We start from the raw sequence: 11,596 nt of genomic DNA, 5'->3' as shown, positions 1-11,596 counted from the left end.
AAGGCGCGGCGCTTAGCGTGCGCCGACCACGTCTTCGAAGGCCTGTTCGAGGCGCGCGAAGCCCTCGTTCAGATCGGCTTCGGGCATGATCAGCGACGGTGCGAAACGCAGCACGTCGGGACCGGCGATCAGCATCATCACGCCGCGGTTGGCCGCCGCCGCGTTGAAGTCTTTTGCGCGGCCCGCATAGCGTGCGTTCAGTTCGGCGCCGATCAGCAGACCCTTACCGCGCACTTCGCGCAGCACGTCGAAACGTTCATTGAGCGCCGCGAGCTTCGCGCGGATCGCCTCGCCGCGTGCGCGCACGCCCGCGAGTACGGCCGGATCGCTGATCAGCTCGACCACCTTGTGCGCGATCGCGGCGCCCAGCGGATTGCCACCGTAGGTCGTGCCGTGCACGCCCACCTTGAAATGCGCGGCGATCGCCTCGGTCGTGAGCATCGCGCCGATCGGGAAGCCATTGCCGAGCGCCTTCGCCGTGGTCAGGATGTCGGGCGTGACGCCAGTGTCCTCGTACGCGTAGAAGGTGCCGGTGCGGCCCACGCCGGTTTGCACTTCGTCGAAAATCAGCAGCGCGCCATGCGCGTCGCAGGCTTCGCGCAGCGCTTTCAGGAAGGCCGGATCGGCGGGAATCACACCGCCCTCGCCCTGCACCGGCTCGACGATCACGGCGCAGGTCTGCGGGCCGATCGCGCGCTTCGCGGCTTCGATATCGTTGTACGGCAGATGGATGATGCCTTGCGGAATCGGGCCGAAACCTTCGGAGTACTTCGGCTGGCCGCCCACGCTCACGGTAAAGAACGTACGGCCGTGGAACGACTGCGTGAACGAAACGATCTCGGCCTTCTGCTCGCCGTGGCGGTCGAAGGCGACGCGGCGCGCGAGCTTGAGCGCGGCTTCGTTGGCTTCCGCGCCCGAGTTGGCGAAGAAGGCGCGGTCGGCGAAGGTCAGCGATTCGAGCTTCTTCGCGAGGCGCAGGACCGGCTCATTGGTGTAGCCGTTGCCGATGTGCCAGAGCTTGCTGCCCTGGTCGTGCAGCACCTTCAGCAGTTCGGGATGCGCATGGCCGAGCGACGTCACGGCGATGCCGCAGGCGAAGTCGATGTAATCGCGGCCTTCGGTATCCCATACGCGCGAGCCTTCGCCCCGCTCCGGGACGAACGGCGCGGGCGAGAAGCACGGCACCATCACTTCGTCGAAAGTCTTGCGGCTCACAGTCTGGTCGTTCATGGCGAATCCTCTTTGGCTCGATTCAGGCTCGAATGGTGGGTCACGTCGGTACGCAGCGTGCAGGGCTTGCGTACGGATGAACTACGTATGGCTTGCAGTGTAGGCAACCGCGCGGCAAACGTCTTGCGCATGAGCGACGCGTTTTTTCGTTCTATGCGGCGTGCGCCGGCAATTGGCGCATGCCGCGGCTCAGCTACGCTCCGGCGGCTCCACCAGCGCGCCCGCGCGCGGCTCCCATGTGCCGCCTTCCGCGCCGCCGTGCTGGCGCTCGATCCAGTTGCGGCGATCCTCGCGCGGCGTCACGCCGAAGCGCTCGCGATACGCATTGGAAAAATGCGCCGCCGACGAAAACCCGCACGCCAGGCTGATCTGCACCACGGATTTGCTCGTGCGCTGCAACTGCGAACGCGCTTTCGCAAGGCGCAGGCCCAGGTAGTATTTCGACGGCATCGCGTTCAGATACTGGCGGAACAGCCGCTCCAGCTGACGGCGCGACACGCCCACGTGACCGGCGATTTCATCGGTCGTGAGCGGGTCTTCGATATTCGCTTCCATCAGCATGAGCGCGTCGTTCAGGCGCGGATGACGCTCGCCCGGCGCGGTCACGAAGGGAATGCGCTGGCGCTCGTCGCCGCTGCGCAGCGTGCTTGCGCCCATCGCATCGGCGATCCGGTCGACAAGCTCGGGGCCGTGCTCGCGGCCGATCATCGCCAGCATGAAATCGAGCGTCGCCTGGCCGCCCGCGCAGGTCGCGCGATCGCGGTCGATCTCGTAGATATGCTGGGTGACGATGGTGCGCTCGAACTGCTCGGCGAACTGCTGGTACGTCTCCCAGTTCACCGCCACGCGGTAGCCCTGCAACTGTCCCGCCATCGCGAGCCACCAGATGCCGTGATGGATGCCGGTGACGAGCGGCGTGCGCTGCCCCACGCGCGCGAGGCTCGCGAGAAACAGGCGATAGTCGGCGAATTGCTGATAGCGCTCGGTCACCACGATCAGCCAGTCGCAGGCGAGGCCGTCGCCGAATGCGGCATCGGCGGGCCATTGCGCGCCGCCCGCGAGCGGCACGGGCCGGCCGTTCCACGAGACCATCTGCCAGCGGTAAAGCGCGCGGCCGTCGATCTCGTTGGCGAGATTGAGCGCATCGACAATCGGCCCGACGCCCGACATCGACACCGGCGGCAACGCGACGATCGCCACCTGGGTGGTGCGCGCCGCGCGCGCAGGCGCACCCGGCGTGGTTGAGGACGCTGAGGGCGCGAGCGGCGCAGCAGACGTGGGGGAAACGGCAGGACGAACCATCGGCAAAAACAACGCTTTTCTGATTCAGGCAGCTTACTTCAGACTGCCCGAAAGGAACTGGCGCAAGCGCTCGCTCTTCGGTGCGCCGAGCACGTCGGCGGGTGCGCCCTCTTCCTCGGTGCGGCCCTGGTGCAGGAACATCACATGATTCGAGACGTTGCGCGCAAAGCCCATTTCGTGCGTGACAACGATCATGGTGCGGCCTTCTTCGGCGAGCTTCTGCATCACCTTGAGCACTTCGCCCACGAGTTCCGGATCGAGCGCGGAAGTGGGCTCGTCGAACAGCATCACGTCGGGGTTCATGGTGAGCGCGCGCGCAATCGCCACGCGCTGCTGCTGGCCACCCGACAGATGCGAGGGATATTGCTTCTCCACGCGCGGCGCGAGGCCCACTTTCTCGAGATACGCGCGCGCGCGTTCCTCGGCTTCCTTGCGCGGCACGCCCAGCACGTGCACGGGCGCTTCCATCACGTTCTCCAGCACGTTCATGTGCGACCAGAGGTTGAAGTGCTGGAACACCATCGCGAGCTTGGTGCGGATGCGCTGAAGCTGCTTGTGATCGGCCACCTCGAGGTCGCCGTTGCGGCCCGCCTTGGTGCGCACGGCTTCGCCATCGACGACGATCTCGCCCGCATTCGGCTTTTCGAGGAAATTGATGCAGCGCAGGAAGGTGCTTTTGCCCGAGCCGCTCGCGCCGATGATGCTGATGACGTCGCCCTTTTTCGCATTGAGCGAAACGCCCTTGAGCACTTCGTTGTCGCCGTAGCGCTTGTGGATGTCGCGCGCGATCAGTTTGCTTTGCGCGTCGGAATTCGTCGTCTGAGGCAAGGTGGTCTCCAAAAATAAGCCTGATTCAAACGCACTTTTTAGCGCGTGCGCACAGCGAGATAACCGAGCCAGCGCTTCTCCGCGCGGCGGAACGCAGCCACCAGCACGAACGATACGCCGCAGTAGATCAGCGCCGCGAGGCCGAACGATTCGAACGAGCGATACGTGGCCGAATTGGCGTCGCGCGCGACCTTGAGAATGTCGGGCACCGTCGCCGTGAAGGCGACCGTGGTGGCGTGCAGCATCAGGATCACTTCGTTACTGTACAGCGGCAGCGCACGGCGCAGCGCCGAAGGCAGGATGATGCGCCAGTACATCGTGAACGGGCTCATGCCGTAGGCGCGCGCCGCTTCCACTTCGCCGTGCGAGGTCGCGCGGATCGCGCCCGCAAAGATCTCGGTCGTGTAGGCGCAGGTGTTGAGCGCGAACGCGAGAATCGCGCAATTGAGGCCGCTGCGGAAGAACGCGTCGAGCAGCGGCTCGCTGCGCACGAACGCGAGACTGTACACGCCCGTATAGATCAGCAGCAACTGCACGTAGAGCGGCGTGCCGCGAAACACATAGGTGTAGAAACGCACCGGCAGCGAGACCCAGCGGCGACGCGACACACGCGCTACGGCCAGCGGCACCGCGCAGACGAAACCGAACGCCACCGAGATCACGAGCAGCCAGAGCGTCATCGCGAGGCCCGAGACATGTTCACCGTCCCAGTAGAGGAGCGCGCGGCCGAATTGCTGAAGAATTTCGTTCATCGCTTGAGATTCCTTTGGCTACGTGCACTCAGAGTTGCGCGTGGCGCACGCCCGCCGAATAGCGGCGTTCGAGCCAGATCAGCGCGAAGTTCGAAACGGTCGTGATGGCCAGATAGATCGCCGCGGCAATCACGAGGAAAAAGAACAGGTTGAAGGTGCTGCGGCCCGCGTCCTGGGCGGCCTTCACGACATCGGCGAGACCGATGATCGAGACCAGCGCCGTCGCCTTCACGAGCACCTGCCAGTTATTGCCGATGCCGGGCAGCGCGAAGCGCATCATCTGCGGAAACAGGATGCGGGCGAACACGCGCGCGCCGCTCATGCCATAGGCGTAGCCTGCTTCGAGCTGGCCGCGCGGCACGGACAGAAACGCGCCGCGAAAGGTCTCCGTGAAGTACGCACCGTAGATGAAGCCGAGCGTGAGCACGCCGGCGACGAACGGGTCGATGTCGATCTGCGCCATGCCGAGCGCGTCGGTGGCCTCGTTCACGCCAATCTGGATGCTGTAGAACAGCAGCAGCATCAGCACGAGATCGGGCACCGAGCGGATCAGCGTGGTGTAGGCCGTCGCGACAGCCGCGAGCGGCCGGTTGAACGAGAGTTTCGCAGCCGCCCCCATGAGGCCGAGCAGCACGGCCACGCCGAGCGAGAGCAGCGAAAGTTCGATCGTCTGGATCGTGCCGGCCAGCAGCACCGGGCCAAAGCCATAGAGGATCACGCGCATCTCCGGAAAGTCGTTATCGGGCGCCCACGGCTACGAGGCCTCGCCACTCAGGCGTGGCGTGTGGGGGATTGGCGCGGATCGTCTCAGCGCAAAAAAGATTGCTCAAACCGCGACTGCCGGCATGTTGCGGCGCACCATTCTGCGTGAGGCACGCCCGGCCGAGCTTTGCGCCCGCGCTGTCAGGGCCGCGATGAAATTGAAAGGCGCAAAGACAACGCCCCGGCAAGCGGGGCGTGGGGGTGTTTTGACAAGTTTTGGGTCGCTTTTTCGATAGACGCGCGAACCCGGACGCGGCAGGCGCTCCTGCGGGAATACCCGCAGAAACGCCCTCAGAGACACGCCTTAAGCGCCGCGTGCGGCCAGCGTGCCGCGACGCAGGTTCGCGCGCTCCAGGCGCTCGACCAGCGCGCCGAACGCGAGGCCGATCACGCTCCACAGAATCGCCTGCATGCCGATCGCGACGGTGCGGAATTTCCACAGCAGCGCGGCCGGGAACGCGCCCGGCACTTCGTTGATCGTCGGCAGCGCGGCCTGGATCACGCCAATCACGACGACAAACAGCACGAGCGCCGCAATCGACGCATTCCAGCCGCCCCACTTCGCCGCCAGCGCGGCGCGCACTTTCAGCGAGAACACCGTGACGGCGATCGAGATCGCGATCGTCAGGAAGAACAGGCCCGTGCGGTAGCCGATCGTCTCGGGGTCGCCGATCGAGGGCGGGTTGGCCGGGTATTTGATGTTCGGCACGAGCGCGATGGCGACAAATGCCGCGAGCGCGATCCACGCCGACAGCGCGCGTGCCGACAAGGTCCCGGTGCGCCCGCGTGCGTAAGCGTAGACGAGCGCGAAGAGGCCGCCGATCGACGCGCCGTAGACCATCACGCCAGTGAACAGGCCGTAGCTCGCCTGCACCTCGCGGCTGACGAGTTCCGGCTCGGGCGCTTCGCCCTTGGCGGCATCGACTTTTTCCTCGAAGGCGATGGCCTGATTGACCTGCGGTTCGCCAGCAAACTTGGCGAACGCGAACGTGAGGAGTCCTGCGGCGATGCCTGCGAGCATGCCGCGTACCAACAGCTTGCCTACCATGTCAGCTCCCGGTCAGTGGCAGGGGAAGCCGAGCAGATGGCGGCCGTCGTGGACAAATTCGTGGACGTACATGCCCGGAACGAGCGAGGTCGCGCCTTGCTCCGCGCCGACGAAATAGAGCGCGAGCAGCAGCATGAGGCCAGCAAAAATGGCCCAGGGCAAGATTTCGCGCAACGGGATGGGCGCCGGCGTGGCGGACGGCACGTGCGCCGGGTTCAGAACGGCTTCGGACATGATGACTTCTCCTGGGGTGACGCGCCCCGTTTGGTCGTTGATGAGGTGTTTCTCGATTGCGCACGTCACGCGGGTCTGACTTCCGTTGCTTCATGGGCCAGCCTGGACTGGCGAAAACAATCGGTCACAGTGGCGCGACCGCGCCGGGTTTGCACCGGCTTCCGCGTGACGTGGAGCCTGTATTCTACGCGCTGCGTCAGGGCCACGCGGCCCGAATGTAATACTCGATGAAGCGATAAGTAAGGAAACATGATGGCGACAAAGGTCTGGCTGATCAGCCATGCGGCGAACGCTGCGCTGCGGGCGGGGGTGCTATCGGCTGGGATTTCTGGGGCGGACGAACCCGTTGAATCGCTCGATGCGCGTGCCGTCGAGGCAATGGATGCGTGGCGTGCGCGCTGGCACGCGCCGATCCTCGCCAGCGCGCGCGGCGCGGCGCGCGTGCTGACGAGTCCTGCCGAGATCGCCCAGGCAAGCGCCACGGCGGCGGGTTTCGAAGCCGTGGTTGCCCCGGCGCTCGCCGAGACAGCCTACGGCGAATGGGCTGGGCGCCGCCTCATCGACATCGCCCGCGGAACACCCGACGCGCTGGCCGCCTGGACGCGCGATCCGGCGTTCCGCCCGCCCGGTGGCGGCGAGTCGTTCGACGATGTGCGCGCTCGCGTGGGGGCATGGCTCGACGCTCTCCCACAGATTGACGAAGCGATCGTCGCGTTCACGCACGCCAGCGTGATTCGCGCGGCCGTGCTGCATGCGCTGGGTGCGCCTTCGGCCACGTTCCGCCAACTGGAAATCGCGCCGCTTTCGGTCACCGCGCTGAGGCGGACGGCGCAAGGCTGGGTCTGGATGGCGGCATTGACCTGAAGCAGTGTTCCGCGTATCGACGCGTTGACACGCCCTGGCCCCAAGCCTAGCATCGGTCACGTATCAACGCGTTGATACATCTTTTGGCTGAGGGGAAATAACCCGAGGAGTCGGTGATGATGCCTGTTCAAACTTTGAAGCGTTGGGGAAACAGTCTCGCGGTGCGCATTCCCGCAAGTGCCGCAGCCAAACTGGCACTTTCGGAAGGACAGGACGTCGAGGTGGAAGTCGAGGACGGCACGCTCACCGTGCGCCCTCACACGGCCATTCGCCGCTTTTCGCGTGAGCGCTATCTGCAGCAGTTGCGCGATCAGCAAGTCGAGCAGTCGCTCGATCAAGCGCTTGAGCCGCATCCGCTGATCGACTTCGGCGAACCGAAGGGCTCGGAAATCGGTGGCCCAGACGACCCGGCGCGTTTTGACCAATGGTAAAAACGCATGAATAACGGAATACCGGACGCAGGCGACATCCTCTGGCTCAACGTGGGGCCGAGCGCGGGCAATGAGCAGGACGGCTATCGCCCCGCGCTCGTGCTCACGGATGCCGAATTCAACGCACTGACCCACCGCTTCATCGGCCTGCCGATCACCAGCGCGGTTCACGGCTGGGAGTCGGAGATCCCGATCAGCGGCCTCTCCAAGCCCTGCGTCGCGATGGCCGATCAGATCACGACGCTCTCGCTGACCGCGCGAGTCTGGCGATTCCGTGGCGAAGCCGCGACCGAAGACGAATTCAGCGCCGCGCGATTCGCCGTCGCGGGCATCCTGAATCTATAACGTCGGCCCCTACTCCAGACCTAGCTGCGCGCGGATCGCCGGCAGCATGTACTGCACCGCCGCACGCCCTTCCGCGATAGCCGGTCCCGCGCGATGGAAGTCGAAGATCCCCATGCCGCCCAGGCGCGGCTGGATCAGGACGTCGGCGGGTTCCCCCGCGAGACGGCTGCGCGTGATGCGCACCTGCATGATGTCGATGCTCTGCGCGATCGAACTCAGCATCGAGGGCACGCGTGCGCTGGGCGGCGGCGCCACCCGCACGTCCGGGCCACCGGCCGCGCCCGGCCCGTTCGGCTGAAGCCAGCGCGGGAAGCGCTTGCCGTTGCGGCGTAGCAGCGGCGCGGGCTCCGTGGCCTCTTCATGGCTGCTTCCATTGCCGCCCTCATCACCCGCCGCGAGACCATTGTCATCGGCCGATGCGGCGGCACGCGTCAACTCGACCGGCAACTCGCGCGGCACCGTGTCGAGCGCCCCGCCCAGATCGCGACCGTTGAGAATGTCGTGATTGAGGTCGATGGCGATCACGGTGTCCGCGCGCATCGCGCGCGCCGCCGAGACCGGCACCGGATTGCTCAGGCCACCATCCACGAGCCAGACGCCGTCATGCCAGATCGGCGTGAAGATGCCGGGAATCGCAATCGAGGCGCGCACCGCGTCCACCACGCCGCCCTCGCGCAACCAGACTTCGCGGCCGGTATCGAGTTCGGTGGCGACGGCCGTAAACGGCATCTTGAGATCGTCGATCGCACGTCCGTTGAACTGCCTCGCGAACAGGTCGATCACCTTGCGCCCGCCGAGCAAGCCGCCCGAGAAGCGCAGATCGAGCAGACGCACCACCGTCTGCCATGTGAGCTTGCCGACCCAGTCTTCGAGCCAGTCGAGATCGCCGTTCGCGTAGACCGCGCCCACCAGCGCGCCGATCGACGTGCCGCACACCACGTCCGGCTTGATGCCCGCTTCCTCCAGCGCGCGGATCGCGCCGATATGCGCCCAGCCGCGCGCCGCCCCGCCGCCCAGCACGAGCCCCACGCGCGGGGGACGTCGCCGATGCATCACCATGCGCACCTCCTGCGTCCAGTGTTCGCCATCCCGTCCTGCAAGCTTCGATCCTCGCTTCAGCGCCCGCGAATCACATCCGAGCGCGATGTCGTCGAAACGCGCCCATCCGGGCCAAAATGCACGTTGAAATACGCTTCGGGCGTCACGCCCCCTTCGAGCCACTTCCAGCTCCACACCGTCTCCTGCTTGAGCCTGTAGGCCGCCACCTGGCCGGGTTTGCCGAGCAGGCGGCGCACCTCGTCCTGGCTCATGCCGACGCGCACCCTGGCGAAATTCTCCGCCGTGAGCACCTGCGTGATCGCCACGAGCCGCCCATTGGCGCCGATGTCGACCATCCAGGTCTTGAGCCCCTGCGGGCCGCGCGGATATTCCAGGCGGCGCGAGCCGTCGTCGAACACGCGCTCGGTTTCGGGCTTGCCCATCTGCGCGCGCACCTGTTCGAGCGTGGAGACGCCCGGCGTCAGCCCCTTGAGCAGCAAGGCATCGGGCTTCACCGAATCGAAGAAGGCCTTGAAGGCCTGTTGCAGGTTATCGAGCATCGAAACGATCCGCTGATCGTCGCAGCCGGAGAGCGTCAGCATCGCCAGCAGGGCGACGCCGACGGTCAGCGACCGCGTGCAACGGTGGATGGGCGGCATGGTGGAGGGCTCGGCTACCGCGTCGGATGGAAGTCAGGTCGGTATGACCTCGCACGCCGCCGCGCGTGAATTTCGACGCTCAGCGTGCGCTTACTTACCAGCGACTTCCCACAATGTACCTTCAAAGGGTCCGGTTGTGGCGCGCCGTGCGCGTCGCTGCGGGGCGTGCCGCACCTAACGCGCTTGATGAACTCGATGAACCCGGCGCACGCAGGGCGCGGCGCGTGCGGACGATCTCGGCGGCCTGCCAGGACAGCAGCGCAAGCACGCCGAACACGACCTCGCGCATCCGCTTGACGAGCGCGAGCGAAAACGCGATCTCCTGGCTCACGCCGAAGAGTTGCGCGAGCAGCACCACCGCCACTTCCTGCACGCCCAGCCCCGCCGGCACCATGAAAGCCGCGTGCCGCACGGCCTGCGTGATGGCCTCGATAGCGAGCGCGTCGCCCACCGTGACCGGATGGCCGAGCAGCGAGAGCGCCCACCAGGTCTCGAAGGCCCCGAGCATATAGCCGCCGAGTTGCCAGAAGAACGCGCGGAACATCAGCCCCGTGCGCGACATCAGGCGATCGAGATCGGCGTCGAGTTGACGTCCATCGATACCGAGCATGACGGGATTGTCCGCGCCGAAAAGACGTGCGGCCCAGCGCTCGATGGCGTGGAACACGCCGCCGCGCCGCAGCAGGAACACGGCCAGCACGGGCAGCGGTGCGGAAAGCAACAGCGCAAGCGCAATCGTCGCGATGGTGCGTCCGGAGCCGCTCGCCCCTGTCGCCGCCACGATCAGCACGATGCCGAGCGCCGAGAACGCGTACTGCACGGCGATCGTCACGAACACCTCGACGATCACCGAGGCCGTCACCTCGCTCATGGCGCGCGCGTCGCCCGCTTCGTCACTGCCCCGCACCTTCCAGCGCGCGAGCCGCACGCCGGCGATCTCGCCACCCACGCCCACGGCCGGCAGCAGTCGGTTGATCGCCTCGCGCACCGTCGCGATCCACCAGAGAAAGCTCAGTGGCGCGCGTTTGTCGAGCAGCAGGTGCCAGGCGTAAGCGTCGAGCAGAAGCGGCAGCGCGTGGAACGGAACCAGCCAGAGCAGCACCGGCCCCGCCGTGCCAATCACGCGCATCACATCGTGCGCGCCGCTATGAATCACGAGGCCGATCAGGATCGCGATCCCGACCGGCAGGCCCAGCCATTGAAGCCACTTCATGATGAAGCCCGCACCTCTTGCCCGTTGCTGGCGCCGCGCGCCTTCGCCCCGAAAAACACGTCGGTGAAGCCGCCGTGACGCACGCCGCTGCGCTTGAGCGCTTCACGCACGCGCGGCGAGATCAGCGCGCCCAGTTCGTCGGCATGGCGATAGCTCTGCATCGACGCCGTGATCGGACCTTCGCCCGGCGCGGGCGCCTCGGCCGGATGGCAGTAGATTTCGCCCACGCCGCCCGGCGGCAGGTTCGCGAGCGCATCGAGCAGCACCGCCTCGTCCATCGCGCCGGTCTTTGCGATGCCCACCACGTAGTCGTTGTGCGCGACACCCGCGCGGGCAAGCCGCGCGCGCACCAGCGCGAGCCACGGCCGCAACGCGAGCGGCGCGCCCGCCTCAAGCGGCAGACGCATCGCACGCAGGCCATACTCGCGGCCAATCGAGAGAATCAGCGCGAGCACCGTGGGATGCAGATGGAAATGCTTGTGCGTGTTGACGTGATCGAGCGCGAGCCCGGTCGCCGCGAACGCCTCGAACTGCGCGCGGATCTCACTTGCGAGCTGGGCGCGCACGTGTGGCAGAAAGAAGAAGCGAACGCCGTCGCGCACCATGTTGTCGCCGAAGCGGCCATCGGCATCGACGAGCGCGGGAATCTGCGTACGCGGCAGCATCGCCGCGCCATCCGCGAGGACGAGATGCAGGCCCACGCGCAACGACGGCAGACGACGCGCACGCGCCACCGCATCGGCGGCCGCGGGCGCGGCCACCATCAGGCTAGCCGCATTCAGCACGCCATCGCGATGCGCGCGCTCGACCGCCGCGTTCACGCGCTCATGCAGACCAAAATCGTCGGCCGTGAAGATGAGCGCGCGTGCGGGATCGCCCCCAACCTGCTG

At 66.4% G+C, this 11,596-nt stretch carries 14 protein-coding genes and 1 riboswitch; of the genes, 3 read left to right on the top strand and 11 right to left on the bottom strand.

Annotation, left to right across the window (positions count from 1 at the left end):
• Positions 1-12: 12 nt before the first annotated feature.
• The 7 genes from U5782_RS37960 to U5782_RS37930 form a co-directional block, all read right to left on the bottom strand.
• Entirely contained in the window at positions 13-1,230 is a 1,218-nt protein-coding gene (locus tag U5782_RS37960; protein ID WP_322048997.1) for an aspartate aminotransferase family protein, read from the bottom strand.
• A 189-nt stretch (positions 1,231-1,419) separates the two neighbouring features.
• Positions 1,420-2,400: a GlxA family transcriptional regulator gene (locus U5782_RS37955; RefSeq protein ID WP_322049052.1), complete on the bottom strand. Its 981-nt coding sequence runs from the start codon at positions 2,398-2,400 to the stop codon at positions 1,420-1,422.
• A gap of 165 nt (positions 2,401-2,565) precedes the next feature.
• Positions 2,566-3,360, bottom strand: a complete 795-nt coding sequence (locus U5782_RS37950; protein ID WP_322048996.1) for an ABC transporter ATP-binding protein — start codon at positions 3,358-3,360, stop codon at positions 2,566-2,568.
• Positions 3,361-3,398: 38 nt separating this feature from the next.
• Positions 3,399-4,112: an ABC transporter permease gene (locus U5782_RS37945; protein WP_322048995.1), complete on the bottom strand. Its 714-nt coding sequence runs from the start codon at positions 4,110-4,112 to the stop codon at positions 3,399-3,401.
• Between the two features lie 28 nt (positions 4,113-4,140).
• On the bottom strand, positions 4,141-4,830 hold the full coding sequence (locus tag U5782_RS37940) for a histidine ABC transporter permease HisQ (protein WP_322048994.1): 690 nt from the start codon (positions 4,828-4,830) through the stop codon (positions 4,141-4,143).
• 348 nt (positions 4,831-5,178) lie between these two features.
• Positions 5,179-5,922: a CbtA family protein gene (locus U5782_RS37935; RefSeq protein ID WP_322048993.1), complete on the bottom strand. Its 744-nt coding sequence runs from the start codon at positions 5,920-5,922 to the stop codon at positions 5,179-5,181.
• Between the two features lie 12 nt (positions 5,923-5,934).
• Positions 5,935-6,156, bottom strand: a complete 222-nt coding sequence (locus tag U5782_RS37930) for a CbtB domain-containing protein (RefSeq protein ID WP_322048992.1) — start codon at positions 6,154-6,156, stop codon at positions 5,935-5,937.
• A 50-nt stretch (positions 6,157-6,206) separates the two neighbouring features.
• Positions 6,207-6,381: riboswitch (cobalamin riboswitch) on the bottom strand.
• A gap of 24 nt (positions 6,382-6,405) precedes the next feature.
• Between U5782_RS37930 and U5782_RS37925 the strand changes: the two genes are divergently transcribed.
• The 3 genes from U5782_RS37925 (at position 6,406) to U5782_RS37915 (ending at position 7,796) form a co-directional block, all read left to right on the top strand.
• On the top strand, positions 6,406-7,020 hold the full coding sequence (locus U5782_RS37925; protein WP_322048991.1) for a histidine phosphatase family protein: 615 nt from the start codon (positions 6,406-6,408) through the stop codon (positions 7,018-7,020).
• Between the two features lie 116 nt (positions 7,021-7,136).
• Positions 7,137-7,451, top strand: a complete 315-nt coding sequence (locus U5782_RS37920; protein ID WP_322048990.1) for an AbrB/MazE/SpoVT family DNA-binding domain-containing protein — start codon at positions 7,137-7,139, stop codon at positions 7,449-7,451.
• A gap of 6 nt (positions 7,452-7,457) precedes the next feature.
• Entirely contained in the window at positions 7,458-7,796 is a 339-nt protein-coding gene (locus U5782_RS37915; protein WP_322048989.1) for a type II toxin-antitoxin system PemK/MazF family toxin, read from the top strand.
• 9 nt (positions 7,797-7,805) lie between these two features.
• Here U5782_RS37915 and U5782_RS37910 read toward each other — a convergent pair whose 3' ends face one another.
• From U5782_RS37910 to hpnK, 4 genes are all read right to left on the bottom strand, one after another.
• Positions 7,806-8,852 carry a patatin-like phospholipase family protein gene (locus tag U5782_RS37910; RefSeq protein ID WP_322049051.1) on the bottom strand — a complete coding sequence of 349 codons (1,047 nt, stop codon included), beginning with the start codon at positions 8,850-8,852 and terminating at the stop codon, positions 7,806-7,808.
• A 59-nt stretch (positions 8,853-8,911) separates the two neighbouring features.
• The gene (locus U5782_RS37905) at positions 8,912-9,493 is read right to left on the bottom strand and encodes a hypothetical protein (protein WP_322048988.1); all 582 of its coding nucleotides are present in this window, start codon (positions 9,491-9,493) and stop codon (positions 8,912-8,914) included.
• A gap of 121 nt (positions 9,494-9,614) precedes the next feature.
• Entirely contained in the window at positions 9,615-10,709 is a 1,095-nt protein-coding gene (locus tag U5782_RS37900) for a lysylphosphatidylglycerol synthase domain-containing protein (protein WP_322049050.1), read from the bottom strand.
• On the bottom strand, positions 10,703-11,563 hold the full coding sequence (hpnK, locus tag U5782_RS37895) for a hopanoid biosynthesis-associated protein HpnK (protein ID WP_322049049.1): 861 nt from the start codon (positions 11,561-11,563) through the stop codon (positions 10,703-10,705). The genes U5782_RS37900 and hpnK overlap by 7 nt, the downstream gene beginning before the upstream one ends.
• Positions 11,564-11,596 lie beyond the last annotated feature (33 nt).

Origin of the sequence: Paraburkholderia sp. J67 (assembly GCF_905220265.1) — a bacterium.
GTDB lineage: Bacteria > Pseudomonadota > Gammaproteobacteria > Burkholderiales > Burkholderiaceae > Paraburkholderia.
The sequence above is the reverse complement of the archived record's forward strand: the minus strand, read 5'-3'. Positions and strand labels throughout refer to the sequence as shown.

Coding starts and splice junctions, on each gene's coding strand:
- U5782_RS37960 (WP_322048997.1), bottom strand. CDS start 1,230: ATGAACGACCAGACTGTGAGCCGCAAGACTTTCGACGAAGTGATGGTG.
- U5782_RS37945 (WP_322048995.1), bottom strand. CDS start 4,112: ATGAACGAAATTCTTCAGCAATTCGGCCGCGCGCTCCTCTACTGGGAC.
- U5782_RS37905 (WP_322048988.1), bottom strand. CDS start 9,493: ATGCCGCCCATCCACCGTTGCACGCGGTCGCTGACCGTCGGCGTCGCC.
- U5782_RS37925 (WP_322048991.1), top strand. CDS start 6,406: ATGATGGCGACAAAGGTCTGGCTGATCAGCCATGCGGCGAACGCTGCG.
- U5782_RS37930 (WP_322048992.1), bottom strand. CDS start 6,156: ATGTCCGAAGCCGTTCTGAACCCGGCGCACGTGCCGTCCGCCACGCCG.
- U5782_RS37920 (WP_322048990.1), top strand. CDS start 7,137: ATGATGCCTGTTCAAACTTTGAAGCGTTGGGGAAACAGTCTCGCGGTG.
- U5782_RS37955 (WP_322049052.1), bottom strand. CDS start 2,400: ATGTCGGGCGTCGGGCCGATTGTCGATGCGCTCAATCTCGCCAACGAG.
- U5782_RS37935 (WP_322048993.1), bottom strand. CDS start 5,922: ATGGTAGGCAAGCTGTTGGTACGCGGCATGCTCGCAGGCATCGCCGCA.
- U5782_RS37915 (WP_322048989.1), top strand. CDS start 7,458: ATGAATAACGGAATACCGGACGCAGGCGACATCCTCTGGCTCAACGTG.